This is a genomic window from Shewanella saliphila, assembly GCF_014648295.1.
Lineage (GTDB): Bacteria > Pseudomonadota > Gammaproteobacteria > Enterobacterales > Shewanellaceae > Shewanella > Shewanella saliphila.
This window is the reverse complement of record NZ_BMQV01000028.1, coordinates 1-25,684: the sequence shown is the minus strand read 5'-3', so window position 1 is coordinate 25,684 and position 25,684 is coordinate 1. Positions and strand designations below refer to the sequence as shown.

Here is a 25,684-nt window from a genome sequence, read left to right as displayed (position 1 = left end):
CAAGTAGATTGATTTTCCAATAAAGTTTTCGTTTGCATTAAATTGCCTTAGGAAGCGTAAAGATGAAGCAAATCCAGTTTAGAAAAATTGACGCAATCATGATTAAATTCAGCCTTAATGGTAAGTTTTGGATTGTGTGTTCAATGGTCGCGGCAATTACCTGTGTGATTGCATTACTTAACTACCAGCAAGCAAATGCTCTTATCGGACAGGCATCACAAGCCAGAGTCAGCGCCAGTGTGCAAAGTTTTGCTGTTGTCGCCAACCAACAGAATTTACCCGCAGCTGAACTTCAGCAATTTGCCTCTGACAATCAATTACAATTAACCTCTCGTGACAACACTGGCCGAATAGGGGATACCGTCACCGCTGCTGCAAGAGTTGGTAATCAGTATTTGTCTTTAAATCAGAATGTAGCCCAGTGGGAACAAGATCCTCTGAGTGATGCGCAATTTATGCTGATCATCGCACTAGTAGGATTACTGCCGCTGTTTCAATTAAGCTATTGGATTTCGACCTCATTAGGCGGCGGGCTGTGGGAAATGTACATGGCCATTAAACGCTTAGCCGATGGCGATTTAAGTTTTAGATTAAACTTTTTTGGCACCGATGATTTCAGTTTAATTGCCAAAGACATTGACCGCTGCGCTGATAACATGAGTGAAATGGTTAAGGCCATACGCAATAATGCGCAAACGTTAGCAACCGCGGCGAATGAGTTTAATCATCAAGCGGTGACAAATGATGAGTTAATAGATCAACAGCATCATTTTTTAGATTCAGTGTCTCATGCCATGGAGCAAATGACCTCAGCCATTGCCGATGTGTCTCATCATGCGAGCGAGACCTCATCATATACGCAAAATAATGCGCAGCACATGAAGCAAAGTCAGCAAAAAATTGACGACGCGGTTAAGCGGATTAATTACTTATCTGAGCGTATTGGCGAAGCGTTTTCATCGGTAGAACAATTGTCTCTTGATGCCACTCAAATTAATGACGCAGTGACCACCATCGACAGTATTTCTGAACAAACTAACTTATTGGCACTAAATGCTGCCATTGAAGCAGCGCGGGCGGGTGAACAAGGTCGCGGCTTTGCCGTTGTGGCTGATGAGGTGAGAACCCTTGCTGGCCGCACGCAGGAAGCCACGGTGCAAATTCAAAAAATGATTGAAGGGCTGCAAAAGGGCTCTAAAAATTTAACCCATATTACCAACGTGATTGTTGAACAGGCCGATCAGGGCAGTGTGAGTATTAAAGGCGTGGGTGATGATATTAAACAAATGGCGGGGTCTATCAATTCGGTGTTTGATATGAGCAGTCAAATTGCAGCATCCGCCGAACAGCAGAGCACGTCGGCGGGTGATATTTCAGGGCAAATTAATCGTATTCGCCAACAATCGGATACGATTAGAGCATCAGCTAAGCAGTCAACCGCATTAGCTAAAGAACTTAATGACTCGTCAACAGGGCTCGCTGAAATTTTAAGCCAATATAAAATATAACTAAAATGAAATAAATCATGCTGTTGTTTGGTCTATTATGATTGGTATGAGTCAAAGAATGAAAGCTTAGTTTAATAAAGGAGTGTTGATGGCTGTTTTGTGTGTAAGTGGTGCTAAATTAAAGTCTAGTTTTAGAATATTGTTGGCTAGTGTAATCGCTTTGTTGTTTACGCTCAGTGCCAACGCGCAACAAATTACTGTGCTCAATCAACAAGGTCAACCCGCCGCAGATTTGGTGGTGTACTTACAGCCGCATCATGATGCAAATCTTGTGGTTGATTTTGTGCCAGCAAAAGCGGAGGTGCATCAAAAAGATAAACAATTTTCACCTTATATTACAGTGGTGCAAAAAGGCCAAGAGGTTGCGTTTGTTAACCAAGATGACATCACTCACCATATCTATTCTGCTTTAGGCCCAAAGCGATTTTCATTTAAATTGCGTAATGAGCAAGCTCAAGAGTTAATTTTGTTTGAAAAGGCTGGACATGTGTCGATGGGATGTAATATTCATGACTGGATGTCGGGACATTTACTGGTGGTTGATACGCCATTTTATGCTATCACTGACAGCCAAGGGCAGGTTGTTTTTGACTCACTGCCAGAGGATGACTTTACTGTGCAGGTTTGGCATCCGCAATTAAAGCTCACCGACAACCAACAGTCACAAACATTTCATTTACCTCAAGAACAGCCACTGACCATTACCTTAGAGGCAGAATTTGATAGTATCCCTAAACAACAAAGTTTAGATGAATTCGAATTCCTAGAGGGATATTAATATTGGTTTTGTTTAATCGTCTGCAGACACGGATTTTTGCGTTTTTTGTATTGGTTATTATTGCGGTACTGGCCCTGTCTTTTTGGCTTTCATATCAATCTAATCAACGACTCGAACAACAATACGTTGCCAATCAACTTGAGGTAGCGAGTTTAGTGTTTGAGTCGCAATACGATAATCGTAATTATTATTTGGCGGCGTTTGCCTCTACCGCAGCAAAAGACTTTGGCTTAAAAGACATATTTATTGACGGTGACAACCGCAGTTTTCTGGTGGCGCTCAATAATCATCGTAGCCGAATTAATGCGTCTCTCGCCATGGCGGTGTCGGGTGACGGTACGGTAATAGGGCAGCTGGTTGCCACACAAGATGATTTAGGCCAAGAAGTTGTGGCGTTAGGTTCAGAGCAACATGCGCCTTTTCGTTACCAAATTGACACTGAATTTGACCAAATCAGTCCGTTTTATTTGCTTGATGACAAGTTATATCAAATCAAGTTTTCGCCGCTGACTAGCGGTGGTAATAGCGTGATTGGTTGGGTGGGTTTTGGTTTTTTAATTGGTGATTCATTAGCCAATTCTTTGCAAAAACTCACCGGGTTGAACAGTGGCTTTATGTTAATTGAGCAAGACGCAATCAGCCATGTAGGTCATTCTGGCTTGGCAATTGAACAACATGATACTCAGCTAGTGACCCAATATATTGTTAAAGATCAGCTCGATAACGACTTCATTTTATGGAAGCAATTTTTAGGTGAGGTGGATAATAAATCATTACATGCCTACATGTATAAATCGCGCTCTGATTTACTGGCCTCACTAGAGTCGCAATGGTTACAACAAGTGGCAGTGCTGCTGCTGATGCTGCCTGTATCATTATTATTGGCTTTTTGGATTTCGGGCACCATTACTCGGCCCATTAAGCAATTAATTGACCAAGCGCGGTTTATTGCTAAAGGAAACTACCATTCGAATGTGAGTGTCGATTCGAGCGTTGAGTTACAGCAACTGGCGAGTGAGTTTACCTCAATGCAACAGGCGATTGTGGCACGTGAGCAAGCCATTGAACATCAAGCCTTTCATGATCCCTTAACTAATTTAGCTAATCGAAACCAACTACACCGGGTGTGTGAGCCTTGGATTGAGGCGGGTTCATCGATGGCGATATGCTTAATCAATATTCGCCGTATGACCGAGGTGAACGTCACTTTAGGTCATGTTGTGGGTGATGAAGTGATAAAAGAAGTGGCTAAGCGCTTGTGCCATATCAACCCTAATGCCTTGGCATGTCGTTTGTCGGGTGATGAGTTTGTACTGGCTTTTAAAGAGTTTGAGCGCTCAACCTTTGACGCTTTTCTTGCCATGTTGCAAGTACAAATTGGTCAACACTATTGTTATAAAGATATCTCGCTGCATTTACAGTTTACCGCGGGAGTGAGCTTTTCTCAGCCTGGTGTTGATATTGTGACTTTATTAAGGCAAGCCGATACTGCGTTGCAGCATGCTAAAATGAACAAGCGCGATTATCAAATTTACGATGCTAATATCGATAAAAACAGTATTGAACGTTTTCAATTAATTAATGAACTGAAAGAAGCCATTGAACAAAATCAATTAGTGCTTTACTACCAACCTAAATTGAATTTAGCCCAGCAAAAAATTACCCATGTTGAAGCCTTAGTGCGCTGGATACATCCTAAGCGCGGCATTATTCCGCCTGATACATTTATTCCTATTGCAGAAAAAACCATGCAAATGGATGCGCTCACTCGCTGGGTTATTACCGAGGCAATCACCCAGTACCATCGTTGGCAGGCTAAAGGGATTGATATGTGTATCGCAGTGAATATTTCTGCCGAAAACTTAAAAGATGAGCAATTTTGTCATTGGGTTATTGATACGTTAGCGCACCACAGCGTTCCGGTGTCAGCATTGACGTTAGAAATTACCGAAGATGCGGTCGTGTCAGATCCTGAGCTTGCGATTAAACAGCTAACCTTATTACGTAACAATGGTTTGACCTTATCTATTGACGATTATGGAACGGGTTATTCATCATTAGCGCAATTAAAACAATTACCTGTAGATGAACTTAAAATTGATAAGTCTTTTGTGCAAAAATTACTGCATACCGAGGCTGACCAGATCATTGTGCAATCAACCTTACAATTGGCGCATAACCTAGGGCTTAAAGTCGTTGCAGAAGGTATTGAAGATAAAGAGACCTTGCAATGGCTCACTGAGCGTCATTGTGAAATGGGCCAAGGTTTTTATTTGTCTAGACCATTACCTGAGTTACAGTTTAACGACTGGCTCAGTCAATCAGAATTTAACTAGGAGTCGCTTATTTACCGCTTAATCATCATTGCTTGTGGTTTATTGTGTATCGTTCAGGCCAAAGCTGAGTCAAATGGAGTTGGTTTTAGTGATGTTGAACATAGCATCCATGGTGTCGTTGATATCCGGGTTGGCTATGCTGATACTATCGACTCGTACCTTGATGGCGGATTAGGTAAGCTCGCTGCCAACAATGGCGGCCAAATTGCGTTGTCGCAACTTGGACTGAATTACCAGGCTCAGTGGGGCGACGCGTGGTCGAGCCGTATTGTGGCTAATGCCTATGTCGATGGGATTAATAATGGTATTGGCTTAACTGAAGCCATGGTGCGTTATCGCGATATTCCAAGCGAGTCGGGTATTCGACTCGATGTTGAATTTGGCTTAATGTACCCCAAAATATCACTAGAAAACGTCGCCACAGCATGGGCATCGCCTTACAGTTTAAGTTATTCAACCATGAACAGCTGGCTTGCTGAAGAGGTAAGGCATATCGGTTTATCGACCACGGTTGAGTCTTTAGGTAAATACCGTCAATCAGCCCATGATTTTTCGTTAACAGCCGAAGCGTTTATGTATAACGACACCACGGGCGCGATGTTATCTTGGCATGGTTGGACCCAAAGTTCACGCCAAACACTGCTGCAAGAAACCCTTCCCATCACTGCCATACCAGCTATGCAACCTGGTGGTATGCTCGACGAGCAAGCGGCAAACTCAGACCCTTTTAAAGAGCTTGATGATCGTATTGGGGCGCATGTAGTGGCTAAGTGGACTTGGCGCAACAACGGCAGTGTGCAAGCGGGTTATTACGACAATAACGCGGATACCTTAATTGTTAAGCAAGGCCAATATGCGTGGTTAACTCAATTTGGTCATATAGGGGCTAAATGGCGCTTGCCTATGGGGATCAATTTAATCAGTCAGTATATGCAAGGCAGTACGATAATGACCAATACTGATGGTTGGCCTGTGGTCGATAATGACTTTCACTCAGGTTATATCATGCTAAGTAAGCGTTGGTCGCAGCATAGAGTCAGTCTACGAGTAGAGGATTTTTCGGTTACTGATAACGATGACACACCTGAAGATGATAACAACGAGGATGGGCAGTCGTTTACTGTGGCTTATCAGTATCAGCTTGATAGACCCTGGTTTATGCAGTTTGAATACAATGTGATTGACTCAACTCGGCCTGCAAGAAAGTATCTAAACCAGCCTATCGATCTTGTTGAACAACAATGGCAACTGTCTAGCCGTTACTTTTTTTAGGTTTAATAAAAAATGCTACACCAATAATGGCATAGCATTTTTTTGCCGAACTATTTCACTGCCGAACTATTTCACTGCCGAACTTAAGTACGCTGAGTGAGCTTAACTAAACGTGGTCCAGATAGGCGCATGATCAGACGGTTTTTCAATGCCGCGTAAATCATAATCAACATCAGATTCAACGAGGCGAGCAACCATAGGCTGAGTGACCAAAATCACGTCAATACGCAGGCCGCGGTTGTCATCAAAGCCTTTGCTGCGATAGTCAAACCATGAATAACGCTCAGTGCGACTTGGGTGTAAATGACGGAAACTGTCAATAAAGCCCCATTGTTGCAGACGCGCTAACCACTCACGTTCTTCTGGCTGAAAGCTGCATTTGCCGGTTTTTAACCAACGCTTTGCATTGACATCGCCAATGCCGATATCTAAATCAGTGGGTGAAATATTAATATCACCAATAATCGCGATGTCTTCATCTGCTTGATGGTGCTTTTCTAGGTGCAGCATCAAATCTTGATAAAACTTACGTTTGGCTGGGTATTTCGTTTCATGGCTAATGTTTTCGCCTTGGGGGAAATAACCATTGAATACGGTTAATGTACGGCCATTATCTTGTTTGAACTGACCAATGATTAAACGGCGTTGGGCATCTTCTTCGTCGGTTTCAAAGCCTTTAATAATGTTTAAAGGCTCAGCCTTAGACAGCATAGCCACACCATAATGGGCCTTACCACCATGATAGTGAACCTTATAACCCATGGCTTCAACGTCTGCCAATGGGAAGGCTTCGTCGTGCACTTTGGTTTCTTGCAGGCCAATAATGTCTGGCGAATGACTGTCGATCAGCGCTTGCAATTGATGCAAGCGTGCGCGCAGACCGTTAATGTTAAATGAAACAATCTTCATTAAGGCAATACTCGTTTAAATGGCTTAACGATAACGCTTTTATAAACGCCAGCAGCAATATACGGGTCAACGTCAGCCCAGGCTTGTGCGTCTTCTAAAGATGGGAAATCAGCAACCACCAATGAACCAGTAAAGCCTGCGTCACCTGGATTTTCGTTGTCAATGGTTGGGTGTGGCCCAGCGGTTAATAAGCGACCTTCATCAGCTAACGCTTGTAAGCGAGCTAAATGGTCTGCGCGAACTGACATACGCTTTTCTAAGCTATTTTCTACGTCTTGAGATGAAATCATGTACCACATGTTGACGGCTTCCTTATTGAAATACGAATTGATGATCACTGACCATCTTCAGGGTTAATTGGTTCTTCTTGCATATTTCTGTACAGATAAACAACGGTTATTACCGTATTAATTAAGGTGAGGGCAGTAAGGCCGAACACCTTGAAGTTTACCCAGGTTTCAAGTGGTAAACTAAAGGCAATATAAATATTTGCTAAACCACATAATACAAAAAAACTGACCCAATACCATGTGAGCTGAGTCCAGATTTTGTCGTCTACTGTCATTTCTTTTCCTAGCATGCTTTTCAGCGCAGGTTTTCCCATGACTTGTGACACAATTAATCCCATCGCAAACAAAGCATAGACGATAGTGACCTTCCATTTGATGAAGGCATCGTCATGAAAAAACAAGGTTAACGACCCAAATACTGTCACCATTGCAAAGGTGGCTAAATGCATTTTTTCAATGTGTTTATACAATAAATATGTGATCACCAATTGCACAGCTGTTGCTGCAATCAATACACCGGTAGCAGTGTAGATATCATAAAATTTGTATACAGCAAAAAAGATCACTAAAGGTAAAAAATCTAACAGTTGCTTCATAAATATCTCAAACAAAAAAAGGTCGAAAATCGCACTAGCACGGCGATCAACTAGATAATGATGCTCGATTGTACATGAGGCTACAGCGTTTATGAACAGCAAGCTCTAGGTGATTGGCAATTGAAGCAGGTTTTACCCTCGAATGTGATCCACTGATATGACTTGTAATGCAATGCGATATTTTTTAGTCGCACTAGAGAGGGTGGGAGAATAATCTTTGAAGCGTTTATTATCCCGAGCTCAGGTTATTTAGGTGTGATTATGTCATGGTCATAAAAAAAGGAGCAAACCTGTTGCTCCTTTTATTTGGCATATACTAAATCGACCTTAAGTTGCCGCTTTCATTGCGCGGGTAAACTCAGCAAGCTTAGCTAACAGTGTGGCTTCATCATGTTGATGCGCTTCAATAATTTTAACCACAGCAGACCCTGAAATAGCACCAGCAGCGCCTGCGCTAATCGCGTCACGAACCTGCTCAGGCTCGGCAATACCAAAGCCCAGTAATGGTGGTGGGGCATTAAACTCTGCAAGCTGAGCTAAAATGTTTTCAATCGGTTGGCCTGCTTTTGACTCAGTACCGGTCACGCCCGCACGAGACAATAAGTAGGTGTAGCCTTCGCCACTGTCACTGACAAGTTTTAATGTGTCAGCGTCGGCATTCGGAGGCGCAATAAAAATAGGCGCAATACCGTGAGCTTTAGCTGCTTGACCAAAAGGTGCTGACTCTTCAACAGGCACGTCGGCAATAAGCACTGAATCAACGCCAGCCGCTTGGGCTTTGGCATAAAATGCATCAATACCGTTAGCAAACACCAAGTTCGCGTACAGTAATAAGCCGATTGGTAAGTCTGGGTGTTGTGCGCGGATGTCAGCGATAAGCTCAAAACAATCATCAGGTTTAGTGCCTGCGGCTAAAGAGCGCAAATTGGCCCCTTGAATGACAGGGCCGTCAGCAAGCGGGTCTGAAAACGGAAAGCCTAATTCAAGGGCATCGGCGCCATTATCAACCAAGGTTTGAATAATTTTTAACGATAGCTCAAGGCCTGGGTCGCCAATGGTCACAAAGGGAACGAACGCGCCTTTTTGTTGGGCTTTAAGGGCTGCAAATCTGGCTTGATAACGGTTACTCATTGCCGCTCTCCTGTTGCTCTTTTTTAGCTGCTAAAATGTCCGATACGGTGAAAATGTCTTTGTCACCACGTCCTGATAAGTTAACCACCAGAATGGTTTCCTTAGTGGCCTCTTTGGCTAAACGTACCGCATATGCCAGCGCGTGAGCAGATTCTAATGCGGGAATAATCCCTTCGCTTCGAGCAAGTTCTTGGAACATGTCTAATGCTTCATCATCGGTGGCAGACTCGTAACGAGCACGGCCTATGGCATTCAAATGTGCATGTTGTGGTCCAACTGACGGGAAATCAAGCCCGGCTGACACTGAATATGATTCTTCAATTTGCCCTGAACTGTCTTGCATTAACGGTGACTTCATCCCAAAGAATATGCCTGTTTTACCGTGTTTAAGCGGCGCGCCGTGCATTGGGGTGTCGATACCTTTACCAGCAGGCTCTACACCAATCAGCTCAACTGATGGCTCGTCAATAAAGTCTGCAAACATACCAATGGCGTTTGAGCCACCATTTTCAAGTATTTGCTTTTTAGTTTCCTCGCCAATCATACGCTGGAACTCACGCACAATCGTTGGGAAAGGGTGTGGGCCTGCCGCCGTACCTAATAAATAGTGCGCTTTGTCGTAGCTTGCTGACCAGTCTCGCATGGCTTCGTTACAGGCATCTTTAAGGGTTGAAGAACCTGAGGTGACTGGAATAACTTCTGCACCCATTAGCTTCATGCGGAACACGTTTGGCGACTGACGTTCAACGTCTTTCGCGCCCATGTACACTTTACATTTTAAGCCTAAAAGCGCGCAGGCTAGGGCGGTTGCTACACCGTGTTGACCAGCGCCAGTTTCGGCAATAATTTCTTTTTTACCCATGCGTTTAGCCAATAATGCCTGGCCTAACACCTGGTTGGTTTTGTGCGCGCCGCCGTGGAGTAAGTCTTCACGCTTAAGGTAAATTTTTACCATAGGGTTAGGGCTTAAATTACGGGTTAAGGTTAATGCTGTTGGGCGACCCGCATAGTTTTTCAGTAAGTCGGTAAATTCAGCTTGAAAACTTTCGTCTTGCTGTGCGTCAACAAAGGCGGCTTCAAGTTGCTTTAAGGCTGGCACTAAAATTTGTGGTACATACATACCACCGTATTCGCCGAAATAAGGGTTAAGCTTGAGCTCGGTCATAAATGTTCCCTTCGAGTAATCGTGTTATCGCTAAAAATCGTGTCGTAATATACAAATTAGTTATGGCGTAATTGGGTAAATGCAGCAATCAGTTTTTGATGATCTTTATGACCAGGCGCTGATTCTACACCAGAGTTAATATCTACCCCATAAAAGCCTTGCTGACTGGCCTGATAAACATTGTCTGGGGTTAAACCGCCAGCCAACATGGCATCAGCTTTATTGTCGATGTCAGCTTGCCAATTAAAGGTTTGGCCGGTTCCACCAAATTGCTCGGCCGATTTGCTGTCATACAAATATCGGTCAGCACCTTGCGGTTTGTTTGCCACTGCACCGGTTTGATTGTCGATGGCAATGGCTTTCCAAATTTGCGTGCTGAGCTGCTTTTGTGTCAGCAATGCGCGCAGGGCATCAATTTCAAGTTCGGTTTCATTACCGTGTAATTGCACCGCGAATAATTTAAGCGACTGGGCAAGGTTCGCTATTACTTCAGGCTGTTCATTAACAAACACCCCGACCATCTTAAGTGCGATGTGTTGTTGTTGCATTTGGGCAATGAGTCGTGCGGCGGTGTCTGCGCTGACGGCTCGTGGCGATTTAGGGTGGAAAATCAATCCACCAAAAACGGCACCGGCTTTAGCGACTGCAGCAATGTCATCAATGCGGGTTAAGCCGCAGACTTTGTTGTTGCCATAAATCAGCTGACGACAGGCAAGGTCGATATCATCTTGTGCCATGATTGAACTGCCGACAAGGTAGCCATCGACCAACGGATTTAAGCGGCGGGTTTGTTGGTGGTTATAAATGCCTGATTCACTAATCACCACGCGATCTGCTGGGATATGTGGCGCTAAACGTTCGGTGGTGGCTAAATCAGTGCTTAAGTCACGTAGGTTGCGATTGTTAATACCAATAATCGGCGCATTAAGATCAATCGCTCGCTGTAGCTCTGGCTCATTACTGACTTCCGTTAAGGTATCGAGTTGATACTTAGCCGCTTCGTCGGATAATAGGCGATATTGAGCATCATCGAGTACCGACAGCATTAATAATATGGCATCTGCGCCTTGATGGGCTGCAAGCTTCACCTGATATGGGTCGACAAAAAAATCTTTACAGATGATAGGTTGGGTCACTCGAGCGCGAACCCGTGGAATGTAATCCATATCGCCCTGGAAGAATGCTTCGTCTGTTAACACCGAAATACCCGCAGCGTAGTGAGTGTAAATATCGGCAATAGCTTCGACGTTAAAATCGGTGCGAATGAGGCCTTTAGATGGACTGGCTTTTTTACATTCTAAAATAAACTGTGCATTAGGCGCTTTAAGCGCCGCGTATAAACTGCGATCAGATATCTTAGGCTGCAAACTGGCTTCAGGAAAGCGCAGTTTAAGGGCCGCGATATGGGCAACTTTAGTATCAACAATCCGCGTTAATACGTTACTTTCTGGGTTACTCATTGTTTTCTCCAGCTTGGCTTGCAGCGGCTAAATCGGTTAAAAGTGTATAGGCTTTGCCTGTGGCTAAGGTGGCTAACGCGAGCTGTGTGCCTTGTGCAACAGAGTCGCAAATGCCGCTAACATACAAGGCACAACCCGCATTGATGGCAACAGCATCACGATGAGCGGCTTGGCCTTGACCTTGTAAAATGGCTTGAGTAATCAGCGCATTGTCACTTGGCTCGCCGCCTGTTAGTGCGGTGATATCAGCGCGCGTGACCCCAAGGTCCTCAGGGGTGAGCTGATAAGTACGTACAGCGCCGTCTTTTAGTTCTGCTACATGGGTAATATCGTGCAGAGCCACTTCATCTAGGCCGCTTCCGTATACCACCATGGCGCGTTTTACCCCAAGGGCATTGAGCACTTGGGCAATCGGTTCAATCAGCTCAAGCTTGTATACTCCAAGTAGCATTGACTCAGGCTTGGCAGGGTTAATTAATGGCCCAAGTACATTAAAAATGGTGCGGGTTTTGAGTGCCGCTCTAACCGGTACTGCATGTCTGACACCGCCGTGATAATGCGGTGCAAATAAAAAACATAATCCTAATTCATCTAAACATTGGCTTGCTGCTTCTGGTGCCATGGTTAGGGCAATGCCGCAATGAGATAATAAGTCAGATGAGCCAGATTTACTCGACACGCTGCGGTTACCATGTTTGGCCACTTTAGCGCCAGCAGCGGCGGCCACAAAGGCTGCCGTGGTTGAAATATTAATGGTGTTATAACCATCACCGCCCGTACCGACAATATCCACAATACCGCTTTCAATCGATGCTTTAGAGCGAGGAAAAGGCTTAGCGGCGTGTCTTAAAGCATCTGCTGCACCGGTTATTTCGTCAATGGTTTCGCCCCGCATTTTAAGAGCCACTAACATTCCCGCCATGGTGGCCGGTTCCATTTCGCCCGCAATAATCGTGCTAAACAGCTGGGCGGTTTGTTCACGACTGAGTTGCTGACCTTGATAAAGGTGGTCGAATAAAGGTTGTAAGTTAGCCATTATGCGCCTCCAATAGCAGTATTGTCTTGGGTTAAATAAGCCAGTGTTTGCGTCAGCAATTGGCTACCTAGGGTGGTTAATATCGATTCTGGATGAAACTGAAACCCAACGGCTTGATGTTCAGGGTGCAAGATAGCCATCGGCATGTCCTCTGTGGTGGCGATAACCTCTAGACAATCTGGCACGCGAGTGGCCACTAAGCTGTGATAGCGGGCAACCGGCAGCGGAGAGGGTAAGTTAGCAAATACGCCCTGGCCATTGTGAAACGTTGGGCTGGCTTTACCGTGTACTACAAATGGCGCGCGCTCAACTTTGCCGCCATAGTATTCCGCCATGGCTTGATGACCTAAACAAATACCTAGCATTGGCACTTTACCTGCCACTTTACCAATCAGCTCCATCATGCAGCCTGCCTCGTGCGGAGCGCCTGGGCCTGGTGATAATACCAAAGCTGCTTTGCCGGTTTCGTTAATCAGTTTTTCAGCTAAATAGTCGGCGCTCACATCGTTACGATAAATTAATACTTCACAGCCTAAACTGCGGAATTGATCCACAAGGTTGTAAGTAAACGAGTCGAAGTTATCGAGTAGGTATAATTTCATTTTAGCGCTCGCTTGTTCGGTGGTGTTGCTCATAGTCCACCTCCCATTTTGATGGCAGAAATCACTGCCTGGGCTTTTTGACGGGTTTCATCGGCTTCGGCTTGTGGGTCTGAGTCAAACACCACACCTGCACCGGCTTGAATATAAGCGACGTCATTTTTGACAAATGCTGAGCGAATCACGATACAGGTGTCCATGTCGCCCAAACCGTTAACATAACCCACAGCGCCACCATAACTGCCACGACGAGCTTGTTCCGCTTCGCGCACCAATTGTGATGCGCGTACTTTTGGCGCTCCGACTAAGGTGCCCATGTTCATACAGGCCTGGTAAGCGTGTAATGCGTCTAAGTCCAGACGTAACTGGCCTGTGACTCGACTGACTAAATGCATCACGTGCGAGTAACGGTCTACTTTAAGTAATTCGGCCACTTTACGGCTACCGCTTTGGCTAATACGGGCAATGTCGTTGCGGGCCAAGTCGACCAACATAAGGTGCTCAGACAACTCTTTTTTGTCTAAACGCAGCTCAAGTTCAATACGGCTGTCTAAATCAAAATCGATATCACCTTGGGCATTTTTACCGCGTTTGCGGGTGCCGGCAATCGGATACACTTCTACCTGATTGCTGGCTGCGTCGTATTTTAAGGCGCTTTCTGGTGAGGCGCCGAATAAGGTGAAATCAGGGCCGCGGAAATAAAACATATATGGACTTGGGTTGGTCAGTCTTAAGGCGCGGTATGCTCCTAATGTATTAGGGCAAGGCAAACTGAAACAACGAGACGGCACGACCTGGAAAATATCGCCCGCGACAATGTGCTCTTTTAAATCTACTACCGTTTTTTTGAATTGCTCGTCACTGATATTCACACCAGTCTCTGCGTCGATAGGCTTTAGCGCTGCAACATCATCTAATGTTGTGCATTGCAAACTGACTGTGTCGACTTGCGCTTGCAGTTGCGCTTTAATGGCTGGGTCTTGATTAAATTGATGACTGACAATGTCAGCTTGTTGTGTTTGATGATCAATTAATATCAAGGTTTCTGCGAGGTAGAACAAATAATCTGGGCAATCGTTATTGGCATTAGGCGCAGCAGGAAGTGGCTCTACTGTGTCAATTAAGTCATAAGCCAGTACACCACCTAAAAATAAGTCTTCAAATTTAACCGCATTATTGGTGTGAATGTGCTGCACAAACATGCGTAAACCATCAAGCGGTGAGGTTGATTTTAAGCGTGCATCTTCATCTTGTAGCTCGGTGGCTTTTTGTAAGGTGACGATTAATTTATTTGGCTGACGTTGTAAGCCTGCGTGACTAAAAAATGTGGCTATTGGCTCAAGTAAGCTGGCGCCGTTATCGGTTAGGGCGCTAAACGTCAGTTGATAACCGTCACAGCGGATCATCATGGCGGCATGGGTTAATACGATGCTTTTAAGGTGATCTTTACTTTCGACTTCGGCGGATTCAAGCAGCATAGTATGCGGCGCGTTTTGGGTGACATGCTGATACAGATTAAGTGGATCAGTATGGTAGGTTAACGCCTGTTTTTGCGTACTAACCTGAGCGAGTTGAGATTGTGTGGTCACTATGCTGCCGCTCCTTGGGTAATTATGTTTATCATCTGGTTTGCCTTAACTGTTGTTTAACCCGGTAATCCTATGGGCCAAATAACAATAAAGCCCACATTTCTGCGGGCTTTTTGGTAAAATCTTGTCTCTTAAAATGAGCACAACGCTTCACACCACCCGTTAATTTGGGAAGTGCCACCACCAGGTAATGTGTAATGAAGCTAGAGAGTGTGTCATTGTTAATCGCTATTTTAGGGTTCATCTTTCGTGCCTATAGGAAAACCCAGCTGGACATTAAAGTCAATTGAATATTACTCAAAAACCATTAAAAAATGTGTTGAGCCGTGTCTGCTGATGATTTATTGAACGCAAAGCACGTTGTTAGTCTAAAAATAGTTATTATTTGCTCAGATTTAATCATTAATCCCAGCAGTATTTTTATTGGTATTCTTGTACAATAAACAAATGATTACAGAGACTCTATTGGCCGATCTTCATAGCCACACGACCGCATCAGACGGTCAACTGACACCAACTCAATTAATTTCTCGCGCCATTGAAAAGGGTGTCGAGATGTTTGCCATTACCGACCATGACACGGTTGATGGCTTAGCTGAAGCGCATATTGCAAACCAAGCACATGCAACGCCATTGAAGCTAATTAATGGCTGTGAAATCTCGACGCGCTGGAACAGTTTTGATATTCATATTGTGGGTCTTAACGTCGATATTACCCACACAGCGTTATTGGATTTTTTAACGCATCAACGCCAACTGCGTGAAGTGCGCGCCCAAGAAATTGGCGAACGCTTAGCCAAAGCAGGCATTGAAGGGGCGTATGAAGGCGCTAAAGCCATTGCTGGCGATGCTGCGCTAAGCCGTGGCCATTATGCTCGTTGGTTAGCTGATAACGGCCACGCAACAGATATGCCCAGTGTGTTTAAAAAGTATTTAGCCCGCGGTAAAACCGGTTATGTGCCCAATAATTGGGGCGACATGGCCAATGCCATTGAACATATTCATCAAGCGGGTGGTGTTGCTGTACTTGCGCATCCAAGTGGTTATAAATTGTCGGCAAAGTGGCTTAAGCGTTTAGTGCGCGAATATGCAGAAGCAGGCGGCGATGCAATGGAAGTTATTTTGGGGCAGCAAACGCTGGACGATCGAAATAACCTTATTGCACTGAGTAAACTCAATAACCTGCTTGCGTCTGTAGGCAGTGATTTTCATTTTCCTAGTAATTGGATTGAACTAGGCAAAAACTTATACCAACCCCAAGGTGTTGAGTGGGTTTGGCAATCTCAAAATTGGATGGAACGGACATGAGTCAATTTTTCTATATTCACGATGAAAACCCACAAGCTCGGTTAATTAACCAGGCTGTGGCGATTCTTAAACAAGGTGGGGTAATTGTATATCCTACCGACTCGGGTTATGCATTAGGTTGTATGATTGGCGACAAAAATGCCATGACGCGCATGGTGCGTATTCGTCAGATTGAAAACGACACTAACTTTTCGTTAATGTGTCGTGACTTATCTGAGCTGGCTAACTTTGCCCGAGTGGACAATCAAGCGTATCGCTTACTTAAAAGCTGCACTCCAGGGCCGTATACTTTTATTTTTAAAGCGACTAAAGAAGTGCCGCGCCGTTTACAGTGCGATAAAAAACGCACTATTGGTATCCGAGTGCCAAATAACTTAATTGCATTAGCACTGCTTGAAGCCCTTGATGAGCCGATGATGAGTACCAGTTTGGTGATGCCAAACGAAGAGTTTGCTGAGTCAGATCCTGAGCATATTCGCGATATTTTAGAGCATCAAGTTGATGGCATTATTCACGGTGGCTATTTGCCAGAAAATCAAACCACTGTAATAGATATGTCGGAAGACGACGTGGTGATTTTACGACGCGGTGCTGGCGATACCAGTACTTTTGAATAAGCGTCTGTCTAAACTGAATCCAAAGGGATAATCATGCAAGGCAATCAACAAAGTCTTCCGCTAGCGGTAGTGCGCGGCCAAGCGATGGACAGCATGCCGCTAGACTTGTTTATTCCGCCAGAAGCGCTAGAAGTCTTTTTAGAAACCTTTGAAGGTCCTTTGGATTTACTGTTGTATTTAATTCGTAAACAAAAGCTCGATGTAGTCGATTTGCCTATTCAGCAAATTACTCATCAGTATTTGGCCTACATTGAAATTTTAACCGAAGCCCGTATTGAGTTGGCTGCAGATTATTTGGTGATGGCGGCCACCTTAGCTGAAATTAAATCCAGACTATTATTGCCTAAAATGGCCAGTGAAGATGACGAGGAAGAAGATCCTCGTGTGGTGCTTATTCGGCAGTTAAAAGCCTATGAAGTGATTAAGCAAGCTGCGGCCGATTTAGATGAATTACCGCGAATTGATCGCGATGTCTTTCAAGCCTCTGTGGTTGCAGCGCCGGGCATTAAACCTGTCGTTGTTCCACCTGAAGTGTCTTTAGCCGATATTGCTCGCGCCTTTGGCGAAGTACTTAAGCGCATTGATGCCAATGAAGACCATCATGTTAAGCGCGAGCAATTATCAACCCGTGAGCGTATGAGCCAAATTTTGGCTAAGCTTTCGAGCACAGAATTTATTGGCTTTGAAAGTTTATTCGATGTCAGTGAAGGCCGTGCTGGCGTTGTTGTCAGCTTTTTAGCGTTAATGGAGCTGGTGAAAGAGTTGTTGGTTGAGCTTGTACAAAATGAGCCATTTTCACCTATTTACGTTAAAGCGTTTTAACGGCCGTTTACCATTGTTATTGAGTCCTGAGTGTTATGAATCAAATTAATGCCATTCAATTAAAACAACTTATTGAAGCCAGTTTGTTTGTGTTGGGTAAGCCTTTATCTATTAAGGCATTAAAAGAAACCGTATTGGCTGACTTTGCTGTCTCACGCGTGCGCATTCAAGAAGCCTTGGATGAACTGCAACAAGATTATCAAGAACGCGGGGTACAACTGGTTAAAGTTGCCAGTGGTTATCGTTTTCAAACCCAAGAAATTCTCAGTCCATTTTTACAGCCGCTATGGCAAGAAAAAGCGCCTAGGTATTCACGTGCCACCATGGAAACCCTTGCGGTGATTGCCTATAGGCAGCCGGTGACTCGTGGTGATATTGAGCAAATTCGTGGTGTGGCAATCAGTAGCCATATTATTAAAAGTTTACTTGATCGCCATTGGATTAAAGCGGTTGGTCATAAAGAAGTGCCCGGCCGACCAGCCCTGTATGCTACCACTAATCAATTTTTAGATTATTTTGGTTTAAAAAAATTGGCCGATTTACCGGCACTAACCGATGTTGCGTCATTGCAGGCATTATTTGATAAAGCCAGTATCGCCCTTGATGAACCACTGCCAGATAATGACAGTGAAAAACTCGATAGCAATAACAATCAACAGCCAGAATTCCCTGATAACCCCTAATTCAGTCGCTATTTTTTAAGTTATCAAATCCAAGGTTTGGCACCCATGCTTGAATCAGATGTGTTTTGGAGTGGAAACTCGGTTTGCATGTAATCCAATAAGCGTTGGCCTGTTAAGTTTAAAAAACGCCGCGATGGGTACACCAAAAACACCACCCCAATATAAGGGGGTAAATCATCAAATAAGCGCACCAATTTACCTTGTTGTACATCATCGACGCATAACCCTTTTGGTAAGTAACCAATACCTCTCCCGAGGCGAGTGGCTTCATAAGCCAGATGAATGCTATTGGTGCACAGATTGCCTTTTACCGCTTGCAAGACATCGTTTGCTAACGGCACCTCACTGAATGTTTTACCATTAGGGAAGCGAAATAATATTGAATTATGCTTCTCAATATCTGTTAGCTTTAAAGGCGTGCCTGCTTTTGCTAGGTATTCAGGGCTGGCAAAAAAGCACATTTCTTCACTGAGGATAGGTTTAGCCACCATATCAAACTCGGTAAAGGTTTCATTGACCATAAAGGCAATGTCAATGTTGTTACGCACCATGTCTAAGGGCTCTGTGCTAGTGATCATCTCGATAGAGACTTTGGGGTTTTCATCCATAAAGGCAAATATTTTGCGGATGACATCCATTATTTGCGGCACAGGGAATATCAAAATGCGTAAATGCGCGGTTAACTCAGCTTTGGTGTCGGTAATTTCTGCTAAAGTTTGCTCAAGTTCTGCCAGCATTGTTAATGTTTTTTGATAAAATTGACTGCCAGCAGACGTTAACGAAATTGAGCGGCTTAAACGATGAAACAGCTTAATATTTAAGGATTCTTCTAAAGAAATTAACCGCCGGCTAACGGTCGATTTTGGCAAATTGAGTAAGTTTGATGCTTCAAGTATGCTGCCAGTTTCGACAATTCGGTGAAATAAGGCTATGTCTTCGGTTTTCATTAATTATGCTCAAAATGATGACGGACAAGTCAAACTCAAATAGTGGGATTGATATTCCCAAACAAACCCGTTTAATGCAACTGTAAATCAGCGTATTGTTCATGTACTTCTGTAAAATTTACCTCCTTCGGACTTATTATCAATATTTTTATGTCTGTCGCATCACTATCACCAAGGATTTACCGATGAAATATCACTCAATGTTACCACTAACATTGCTTGTTTCTGTGTTTTTTGCGGGTTGCTCGCAAGCAGAAAAAACCGTAGAAAAAGACGTTATTCGCCCAGTTAAATTATTTGAAGTCTCAGAATCGGCGGCTAATCAAATACATAAATTTCCAGCTAAAGTGGCGGCTAATAGCCGTGCTGAATTATCGTTTAGAGTCTCTGGTCAACTCGTCAAACTTGATCTTGTTGAAGGAGAGCAAGTTAAACAAGGTTATTTACTGGCAAAGCTAGATGATCGCGATGCCAAAAATAACCTCATGACCAGTGAAGCCAATTACGAGTTTTTGTCGGCTGAATATACCCGTAACCAAGCCATGTTTAGCCGTAAATTGATTTCTCAAGCAGCCTTTGACAGCAGTAAAGCGCAATTAAAAACGGCTAAAGCAACCTTAGAAGCCGCTAAAGATCAACTCAGCTACACCCGCCTTGAAGCCCCTTTTAGTGGCACCATCGCCAAGCGTATGGTTGATAATCATCAAATCGTACAAGCTAATCAAGGTATTTTGACGTTACAAAATAACCATTTATTGGATATTAGTATTCAAGTACCAGAAGTGATTGTGGCCAAGTATGCACAAAAAGTGAATCACGACTTAAAAGCCAAAGTACGTTTTAGTGCGATGAACGACAAAGAGTTTGAAGCAAGTTTTAAAGAATACTCTACGCAAGTGACACCCGGTACTCAGGCGTACGAAGTGGTATTTTCTTTAGCGCAACCAAAAGACGTACAGCTACTGCCTGGTATGAGCGCTGAATTAACCATAAGCCCAACGACGCTTGATCAAAGTGTTTTTACCGCCGTTGTGCCTGTGACTGCAGTGGATAAAGCCGATACCAATGGCCAAATGACCGTATGGAAGTTTGATCAACAAAGCGGTGTTGTGAGCCCAGTAAATGTCACTATCGGCCGAGTGAGTAGTGAAGGCGTAGAAGTTTTAACCGGCTTAAATAAAGGCGATTTTATTGTTGCTGCAGGCGTCTCTCAACTGAGCGCTGGTATGAAGGTCAAGCCATTACATTGGCAGCGAGGAGTATAAGCGATGAGTGTTGCTGAGTACTCCATTAACAACAAGGTCATTAGTTGGATGTTTACGCTGTTGCTGCTCATCGGCGGTAGCGTGGCATTTACCGGTTTAGGTCAGCTCGAATTTCCTGAATTTACCATCAAGCAGGCGTTGGTGATTACCTCATACCCTGGTGCATCACCAGAGCAAGTTGAAGAAGAAGTGACCTTGCCGCTTGAAAATGCCTTACAGCAGTTAGATGGGGTAAAACACATTACCTCAATTAACAGCGCGGGTTTATCGCAAATTCAAATCGAAATTAAAGACAGTTACGACAAAACTCGTTTGCCGCAAGTGTGGGACGAAATGCGTCGTAAAGTGAGTGATACTGAAGGCCAATTACCGCCAGGAACTGCCACCCCACAAGTAATTGACGATTTTGGTGATGTCTACGGTATTTTACTTAATTTATCGGGTGATGATTTTAATAACCGTGAATTAAGCAACTATGCAGACTTTTTACGCCGTGAACTCGTGTTGGTTCCAGGGGTTAAAAAAGTATCAGTTGTGGGCAATATTACAGAACAAGTAGTCATTGAAATATCACAACAAAAGCTGTCTGCTTTAGGGTTAGATCAAAGCTACATTTATAGCCTAGTCAATAATCAAAACGTAGTGTCTAATGCCGGTAGTATCGTTATTGGCGATAACCGCATTCGATTACACCCAACAGGTGAGTTTAGCTCTGTAAAAGAGCTGTCTCGTCTGGTGGTGAGTTCACCAGGCAGCACCGAGCTGATTTATTTAGGCGACATTGCTCATATTGCCAAAGATTATGATGAAACACCGAGCGTGATTTACCATAACCGTGGCCAATTGGCGCTCAGTTTGGGGATTTCATTTTCAGGTGGTGTCAATGTGGTTGACGTAGGTGAACGCGTAAATCAACGTATACAAGAGTTAGAGTCGCAACGACCTATCGGTATGGCGTTAGATACTGTTTATAACCAAAGTCATGAAGTGGATAACACAGTACAAGGCTTTTTGATCAACTTACTAGAGTCGATCGGCATTGTAATAGCCGTATTGTTGCTCTTTATGGGGCTACGTTCAGGCTTATTGATGGGGCTTATTTTACTGCTCACCATTTTAGGTACTTTCATTATGATGAAAGTATTAGGCATTGAGCTACAGCTTATTTCGCTAGGGGCACTGATTATTGCACTCGGGATGTTGGTGGATAACGCCATTGTGATCACTGAAGGGGTGTTAATTGGTTTACAGCGTGGTAAAACTCGCCTAGCAGCGGCGAAGCTGATTGTATCGCAAACCCAGTGGCCGTTATTAGGTGCAACCATTATTGCCATTATCGCTTTTGCGCCAATTGGTTTATCACAAAATGCCGCAGGTGAGTTTTGTCGTTCGTTATTCCAAGTGTTGATGATTTCGTTGTTCATTAGCTGGATTACCGCCATCACCTTAACGCCGTTTTTCTGTAATGTGTTGTTTAAAGATGCTGAGCCTAGTGATGAAGAAAGTGACCCTTACAAAGGCTGGTTATTTACCGCTTATCGCGGCACATTATCATTCGTGCTTCGTAATCGCATCGTCACCTTGTTGCTAGTTCTGGCTATGTTGGTGTCGGCGGTGTTTGGTTTTGGCTACATTAAAAATGTGTTTTTCCCGGCTTCAAATACGCCTATTTTCTTTGTCGATGTATGGATGCCAGAAGGCACAGACATTAAAGCGACTGAGCGTTTTGTATCAGATATTGAACAAAAACTGATGCAGGAAGATGAGAAAAACAATACTGGCATGGTGCATTTGTCGAGTGTGATTGGCCAAGGTGCACAACGTTTTGTATTGCCATATCAGCCTGAAAAAGGTTACGCCGCATTTGCTCAAATGATCATCGAAATGGAAGATTTAGATGCCGTTAAAGCGTATATGCCCGAAGTTGAACGTTATTTAGCAGAGCAGTTCCCACAAGCACAATATCGCTTAAAGATGATGGAGAATGGCCCTTCGCCAGCAGCCAAAATTGAGGCGCGTTTTTACGGTGAAGACCCACAAGTGCTTCGTGCTTTAGCAACAAAGGCCAAAGCTATTTTTAATGCTGAACCCACAATGGATGGTGTGCGTCATGACTGGCGTAATCAAGTGCCCGTTATCCGCCCGCAATTACTCAATGCTCAAGCGCGTGAAACAGGCATAAGTAAGCAAGACTTAGATAATGCACTGTTGCTTAACTTTAGCGGTAAGCAAATTGGCATCTACCGTGAAACCAGCCATTTATTACCCATTATTGCTCGTGCACCTGCAGAAGAGCGTTTACACGCAGACAGTTTATGGAAAATGCAAATTTGGAGTACCGAGAACAATACCTTTGTACCAGCAACTCAAGTTGTTAGTGAATTTAGCACTGAATGGGAAAATCCTTTGGTGATGCGCCGCGACAGGATCCGCATGTTAGCAGTGTTGGCTGATCCTAAATTGGGCTCAAATGAAACCGCTGACTCAGTACACCGCAAGGTTAAAGCGAAAGTTGAAGCCATTGAGTTGCCTGCGGGTTACCGTCTAGAGTGGGGCGGCGAATATGAATCAGCAGGTGAAGCACAAACGGCGGTATTTAGCTCAATTCCATTAGGGTATTTGGCGATGTTTTTAATTACCGTATTATTATTTAACTCGATAAGACAACCTTTAGTGATTTGGTTCACTGTGCCACTTGCGGTAATTGGTGTATCTGCAGGCTTATTGTTGTTTGACGCACCATTTAGCTTTATGGCCTTGCTTGGCTTATTGAGCTTATCGGGCATGGTGATCAAAAATGGCATTGTATTGGTTGAACAGATAAACCTTGAACTTCATGACGGCGCCGCACCCACAAATGCATTGGTTCACTCTTGTGTGAGTCGTGTTCGTCCGGTAATGATGGCGGCAATTACGACCATGCTTGGGATGATCCCACTTATCAGCGATGCTTTCTTTGGTTCGATGGCGATTACAATCATCTTTGGTCTTGGGTTTGCGTCATTGTTAACCCTAGTGGTATTGCCAGTGATGTACAGCTTATTGTTTAACATTCGTTTTGATAAACAAGACATCACTCACGGTTAAACACTGGTTGAGCGAAACTTAATGACCGCCGACCCGTTTAGTTGGGTCGGCGGTTTCTTTTGTTATTTTTTGCTCGTTTGCCATATTCAGCGTATAATCAGCGCACTTTTCTTATTGTATGCGCCATAGGCGGGTACAATCCTAAAAAGACAATAAAGCAAAATGTAATTAACCTTTTGCTTTCTATAGAATTTCTTTAAAGAGTCCCCGCTAATGAGTGAAAAATTGCAGAAAGTCTTGGCCCGTGCAGGCCATGGCTCCCGTCGTGAGATGGAGGCATGGATTGCTGCAGGCCGAGTTAGTGTTGACGGTGAAATTGCCAGTTTAGGCGATCGTGTTGAAGCTGATGCTAAAGTACGTATTGATGGCCGCGCGATTTCATTAAAATCAGCAGATGACATTGTTTGTCGTGTGCTTGCTTACCATAAACCTGAAGGTGAAATTTGCTCGCGCAAAGATCCTGAAGGTCGTACGACCGTGTTTGAGCGTTTACCTAAAGTGCGTGATGCTCGCTGGGTTGCTGTTGGTCGTTTAGATATTAATACCTCGGGTTTATTGTTGTTTACCTGTGATGGTGAATTAGCGAACCGTTTAATGCATCCATCAAACGAAGTTGAGCGTGAATACGCAGTGCGAACTTTTGGTGAAGTGCCAGAAGCCGCAGTACAGCGTTTACGTACTGGCGTGACTTTAGAAGACGGCCCAGCACAATTTGACAGCATAAAAGCTGCTGGTGGTGAAGGGATTAACCAATGGTGGCATGTGACCCTACGTGAAGGACGTAACCGTGAAGTACGTCGTTTATGGGAATCACAAGAAGTGCAGGTAAGCCGTTTGATCCGTGTGCGTTACGGCCAAGTTGAGTTACCTAAAACACTGCCTCGTGGAGGCTGGGTTGAACTACCTATTGATCAAGTTAACTATTTACGTCAACTTGCCGGTTTAGAGCCAGAAACACGTTCGATGCTGGGTACAGACAAACACAGTGTAGCGCGCTCTAAAGTGAAGAGTGCCAAAATTCGCCGTGCGGTACGTAAACATAAAGTGGGTTCAAACCACGGAAAACCAACTCGCCAACGAGACTAATTACCTGGTGAAGGTTTTATCTTTAAAGGTCGCTAAAGCGGCCTTTTTTATTGTGTTAATTTATAGATTAAATCTAAGTCATCCTGCTTGTATAAAGTCCAATTTCAGATATTATCCGCAACATTAATAAACGCTATACCTTACAAGCGCTTTGCAAGACTTGGGTATTATTGTGAGTGATTGAAAATGATGAAGAAACTGTTTGCTGGTCTATTGGTGTCATTGGTTGTTGGCTGTGCTTCAGCACCAAGCTGGGAAGGCATGTCTGAGCGTGAAATTAGCCAATGGAAATCGATAGGGTTTGATGCGATTCAGGCTCAAAACTGGCGTGTCCGTGGTTTTGGTGCCACCGAAGCTGATGGTTGGGTGCAAGCTAATTTTAGTTTAGACACTGCCACTATTTGGGCAAAAGAATCTTTTAACGTAGAAGAGGCGCAAGTTTGGTCGCAAGCGGGTTTTGACATTGAAGATGCTGTGACCAATCGCAGTAAAGGCTTAACACCAGTTAGAGCGAATTAATTACGCAGCTTGTATTGGGCAATATAGAGAACTGCTGGCGTTAACTTACTCAGTTTGCTGTAATTTAAATCGAATTGACGAATTTTGAAGCGTTCGGTTCGTTCAGGTAAATATTTTTGTTGCCTGGCGTAAAAAAATCAGTAAAGTATGCACCAAGTTAAGCGGGACGCGAAAAACGACCTAAATTAACTTACTGGAAATCAAAATTTAGTGCCTTGATATTTGATATCAAAACACAACAAGTTTTGCCCGAGTGGTGGAATCGGTAGACACAAGGGATTTAAAATCCCTCGCTGAATAAGCGTGCCAGTTCAAGTCTGGCCTCGGGTACCATTCTTTACATACGTAAGTATGGTGTAAAAGAGCCTCAACATAAGTTGGGGCTTTTTTATATCTGAAATTTGAGTTTTATCGTTAAGATTTAAAGCTAAAAGGCTAAGGGCAAAATCCCTCGCGCTCTGGTTGAACATCAGGCGTGCAAGTGCAAGTCTGGCCTCGGGTACCATTCTTTACATACGTAAGTATGGTGTAAAAGAGCCTCAACATAAGTTGGGGCTTAATTAGATGGTCCGCCTCACCCCTAAGCTAAGCTAAACTTAGGGTAGGCTAATCAAAGAGGCGAACCATCATGTCTACTATTAAAGTAATTGGGATCGATTTAGGCAAATCTTCTTTTCATCT

At 44.0% G+C, this 25,684-nt stretch carries 22 protein-coding genes and 1 tRNA gene; 13 read left to right on the top strand and 10 right to left on the bottom strand.

What is annotated here, in order from left to right; all coding sequences use genetic code 11:
- Nucleotides 1–62 precede the first annotated feature (62 nt).
- The 4 genes from IEY48_RS13285 (at nt 63) to IEY48_RS13270 (ending at nt 5,894) form a co-directional block, all read left to right on the top strand.
- A complete protein-coding gene (locus IEY48_RS13285; protein ID WP_188921073.1) occupies nt 63–1,508 on the top strand; it encodes a methyl-accepting chemotaxis protein in 1,446 nt (481 codons plus the stop codon).
- Nucleotides 1,509–1,596: 88 nt separating this feature from the next.
- Nucleotides 1,597–2,286, top strand: a complete 690-nt coding sequence (locus IEY48_RS13280; RefSeq protein ID WP_229786464.1) for a cupredoxin domain-containing protein — start codon at nt 1,597–1,599, stop codon at nt 2,284–2,286.
- 8 nt (nt 2,287–2,294) lie between these two features.
- Nucleotides 2,295–4,622 carry a bifunctional diguanylate cyclase/phosphodiesterase gene (locus tag IEY48_RS13275; RefSeq protein WP_229786458.1) on the top strand — a complete coding sequence of 776 codons (2,328 nt, stop codon included), beginning with the start codon at nt 2,295–2,297 and terminating at the stop codon, nt 4,620–4,622.
- A 42-nt stretch (nt 4,623–4,664) separates the two neighbouring features.
- Nucleotides 4,665–5,894: a hypothetical protein gene (locus IEY48_RS13270; RefSeq protein ID WP_188921069.1), complete on the top strand. Its 1,230-nt coding sequence runs from the start codon at nt 4,665–4,667 to the stop codon at nt 5,892–5,894.
- 102 nt (nt 5,895–5,996) lie between these two features.
- On the opposite strand, the gene xthA is transcribed toward IEY48_RS13270, so the two are convergent.
- From xthA to IEY48_RS13225, 9 genes are all read right to left on the bottom strand, one after another.
- Complete coding sequence (gene xthA / locus IEY48_RS13265) at nt 5,997–6,803, bottom strand: exodeoxyribonuclease III (RefSeq protein ID WP_188921067.1); 807 nt, start codon at nt 6,801–6,803, stop codon at nt 5,997–5,999.
- Nucleotides 6,803–7,102: a YciI family protein gene (locus IEY48_RS13260; protein WP_188921065.1), complete on the bottom strand. Its 300-nt coding sequence runs from the start codon at nt 7,100–7,102 to the stop codon at nt 6,803–6,805. The genes xthA and IEY48_RS13260 overlap by 1 nt, the downstream gene beginning before the upstream one ends.
- Before the next feature lie 35 nt (nt 7,103–7,137).
- The gene (locus IEY48_RS13255) at nt 7,138–7,689 is read right to left on the bottom strand and encodes a septation protein A (protein WP_188921064.1); all 552 of its coding nucleotides are present in this window, start codon (nt 7,687–7,689) and stop codon (nt 7,138–7,140) included.
- A 327-nt stretch (nt 7,690–8,016) separates the two neighbouring features.
- A complete protein-coding gene (trpA, locus tag IEY48_RS13250) occupies nt 8,017–8,820 on the bottom strand; it encodes a tryptophan synthase subunit alpha (RefSeq protein ID WP_188921062.1) in 804 nt (267 codons plus the stop codon).
- A complete protein-coding gene (gene trpB / locus IEY48_RS13245) occupies nt 8,813–9,985 on the bottom strand; it encodes a tryptophan synthase subunit beta (RefSeq protein WP_188921060.1) in 1,173 nt (390 codons plus the stop codon). The genes trpA and trpB overlap by 8 nt, the downstream gene beginning before the upstream one ends.
- Nucleotides 9,986–10,041: 56 nt before the next feature.
- Nucleotides 10,042–11,445, bottom strand: a complete 1,404-nt coding sequence (gene trpCF, locus IEY48_RS13240) for a bifunctional indole-3-glycerol-phosphate synthase TrpC/phosphoribosylanthranilate isomerase TrpF (RefSeq protein ID WP_188921058.1) — start codon at nt 11,443–11,445, stop codon at nt 10,042–10,044.
- Complete coding sequence (gene trpD / locus IEY48_RS13235; RefSeq protein WP_283106260.1) at nt 11,438–12,481, bottom strand: anthranilate phosphoribosyltransferase; 1,044 nt, start codon at nt 12,479–12,481, stop codon at nt 11,438–11,440. The genes trpCF and trpD overlap by 8 nt, the downstream gene beginning before the upstream one ends.
- Nucleotides 12,481–13,083, bottom strand: coding sequence for an aminodeoxychorismate/anthranilate synthase component II (locus tag IEY48_RS13230; protein WP_188921125.1), 603 nt, complete (start codon nt 13,081–13,083; stop codon nt 12,481–12,483). The genes trpD and IEY48_RS13230 overlap by 1 nt, the downstream gene beginning before the upstream one ends.
- Before the next feature lie 29 nt (nt 13,084–13,112).
- Entirely contained in the window at nt 13,113–14,669 is a 1,557-nt protein-coding gene (locus IEY48_RS13225) for an anthranilate synthase component 1 (RefSeq protein ID WP_188921056.1), read from the bottom strand.
- Between the two features lie 447 nt (nt 14,670–15,116).
- Here IEY48_RS13225 and rnm point away from each other — a divergent pair, with 447 nt between their 5' ends.
- From rnm to scpB, 4 genes are read left to right on the top strand one after another with little or no spacing between them, the layout of a single operon-like run.
- The gene (gene rnm / locus IEY48_RS13220; RefSeq protein ID WP_188921054.1) at nt 15,117–15,977 is read left to right on the top strand and encodes an RNase RNM; all 861 of its coding nucleotides are present in this window, start codon (nt 15,117–15,119) and stop codon (nt 15,975–15,977) included.
- Nucleotides 15,974–16,594 carry an L-threonylcarbamoyladenylate synthase gene (locus IEY48_RS13215; RefSeq protein WP_188921052.1) on the top strand — a complete coding sequence of 207 codons (621 nt, stop codon included), beginning with the start codon at nt 15,974–15,976 and terminating at the stop codon, nt 16,592–16,594. Before rnm ends, IEY48_RS13215 begins: the two co-directional genes overlap by 4 nt.
- Before the next feature lie 33 nt (nt 16,595–16,627).
- The gene (locus IEY48_RS13210) at nt 16,628–17,416 is read left to right on the top strand and encodes a segregation and condensation protein A (RefSeq protein WP_188921050.1); all 789 of its coding nucleotides are present in this window, start codon (nt 16,628–16,630) and stop codon (nt 17,414–17,416) included.
- Nucleotides 17,417–17,451: 35 nt separating this feature from the next.
- Nucleotides 17,452–18,099: an SMC-Scp complex subunit ScpB gene (gene scpB / locus IEY48_RS13205; protein WP_188921048.1), complete on the top strand. Its 648-nt coding sequence runs from the start codon at nt 17,452–17,454 to the stop codon at nt 18,097–18,099.
- Nucleotides 18,100–18,122: 23 nt separating this feature from the next.
- Here the strand turns inward: scpB and IEY48_RS13200 are convergent, their stop codons facing one another.
- A complete protein-coding gene (locus IEY48_RS13200) occupies nt 18,123–19,046 on the bottom strand; it encodes a LysR family transcriptional regulator (RefSeq protein WP_188921047.1) in 924 nt (307 codons plus the stop codon).
- 185 nt (nt 19,047–19,231) lie between these two features.
- Here IEY48_RS13200 and IEY48_RS13195 point away from each other — a divergent pair, with 185 nt between their 5' ends.
- From IEY48_RS13195 to IEY48_RS13175, 5 genes are all read left to right on the top strand, one after another.
- On the top strand, nt 19,232–20,311 hold the full coding sequence (locus IEY48_RS13195) for an efflux RND transporter periplasmic adaptor subunit (protein ID WP_188921045.1): 1,080 nt from the start codon (nt 19,232–19,234) through the stop codon (nt 20,309–20,311).
- A 3-nt stretch (nt 20,312–20,314) separates the two neighbouring features.
- The gene (locus tag IEY48_RS13190) at nt 20,315–23,398 is read left to right on the top strand and encodes an efflux RND transporter permease subunit (RefSeq protein ID WP_188921043.1); all 3,084 of its coding nucleotides are present in this window, start codon (nt 20,315–20,317) and stop codon (nt 23,396–23,398) included.
- Between the two features lie 213 nt (nt 23,399–23,611).
- Nucleotides 23,612–24,484, top strand: coding sequence for a 23S rRNA pseudouridine(2605) synthase RluB (gene rluB / locus IEY48_RS13185; RefSeq protein ID WP_188921041.1), 873 nt, complete (start codon nt 23,612–23,614; stop codon nt 24,482–24,484).
- Nucleotides 24,485–24,670: 186 nt separating this feature from the next.
- Nucleotides 24,671–25,003, top strand: coding sequence for a hypothetical protein (locus IEY48_RS13180; protein WP_229786457.1), 333 nt, complete (start codon nt 24,671–24,673; stop codon nt 25,001–25,003).
- Nucleotides 25,004–25,250: 247 nt separating this feature from the next.
- Nucleotides 25,251–25,336: transfer RNA gene (locus IEY48_RS13175), tRNA-Leu, on the top strand.
- Nucleotides 25,337–25,684: the final 348 nt, after the last annotated feature.

Excerpts from the sequence above, each read along its gene's own strand:
- IEY48_RS13210 (WP_188921050.1), top strand. The coding sequence starts at position 16,628 with ATGCAAGGCAATCAACAAAGTCTTCCGCTAGCGGTAGTGCGCGGCCAA.
- rnm (WP_188921054.1), top strand. The coding sequence starts at position 15,117 with ATGATTACAGAGACTCTATTGGCCGATCTTCATAGCCACACGACCGCA.
- IEY48_RS13285 (WP_188921073.1), top strand. The coding sequence starts at position 63 with ATGAAGCAAATCCAGTTTAGAAAAATTGACGCAATCATGATTAAATTC.
- rluB (WP_188921041.1), top strand. The coding sequence starts at position 23,612 with ATGAGTGAAAAATTGCAGAAAGTCTTGGCCCGTGCAGGCCATGGCTCC.
- trpB (WP_188921060.1), bottom strand. The coding sequence starts at position 9,985 with ATGACCGAGCTCAAGCTTAACCCTTATTTCGGCGAATACGGTGGTATG.
- IEY48_RS13255 (WP_188921064.1), bottom strand. The coding sequence starts at position 7,689 with ATGAAGCAACTGTTAGATTTTTTACCTTTAGTGATCTTTTTTGCTGTA.
- IEY48_RS13195 (WP_188921045.1), top strand. The coding sequence starts at position 19,232 with ATGAAATATCACTCAATGTTACCACTAACATTGCTTGTTTCTGTGTTT.
- IEY48_RS13280 (WP_229786464.1), top strand. The coding sequence starts at position 1,597 with ATGGCTGTTTTGTGTGTAAGTGGTGCTAAATTAAAGTCTAGTTTTAGA.
- trpCF (WP_188921058.1), bottom strand. The coding sequence starts at position 11,445 with ATGAGTAACCCAGAAAGTAACGTATTAACGCGGATTGTTGATACTAAA.
- trpD (WP_283106260.1), bottom strand. The coding sequence starts at position 12,481 with ATGGCTAACTTACAACCTTTATTCGACCACCTTTATCAAGGTCAGCAA.
- trpA (WP_188921062.1), bottom strand. The coding sequence starts at position 8,820 with ATGAGTAACCGTTATCAAGCCAGATTTGCAGCCCTTAAAGCCCAACAA.
- IEY48_RS13190 (WP_188921043.1), top strand. The coding sequence starts at position 20,315 with ATGAGTGTTGCTGAGTACTCCATTAACAACAAGGTCATTAGTTGGATG.
- IEY48_RS13200 (WP_188921047.1), bottom strand. The coding sequence starts at position 19,046 with ATGAAAACCGAAGACATAGCCTTATTTCACCGAATTGTCGAAACTGGC.
- IEY48_RS13260 (WP_188921065.1), bottom strand. The coding sequence starts at position 7,102 with ATGTGGTACATGATTTCATCTCAAGACGTAGAAAATAGCTTAGAAAAG.
- IEY48_RS13230 (WP_188921125.1), bottom strand. The coding sequence starts at position 13,083 with ATGAAATTATACCTACTCGATAACTTCGACTCGTTTACTTACAACCTT.
- IEY48_RS13215 (WP_188921052.1), top strand. The coding sequence starts at position 15,974 with ATGAGTCAATTTTTCTATATTCACGATGAAAACCCACAAGCTCGGTTA.
- scpB (WP_188921048.1), top strand. The coding sequence starts at position 17,452 with ATGAATCAAATTAATGCCATTCAATTAAAACAACTTATTGAAGCCAGT.
- IEY48_RS13180 (WP_229786457.1), top strand. The coding sequence starts at position 24,671 with ATGATGAAGAAACTGTTTGCTGGTCTATTGGTGTCATTGGTTGTTGGC.
- xthA (WP_188921067.1), bottom strand. The coding sequence starts at position 6,803 with ATGAAGATTGTTTCATTTAACATTAACGGTCTGCGCGCACGCTTGCAT.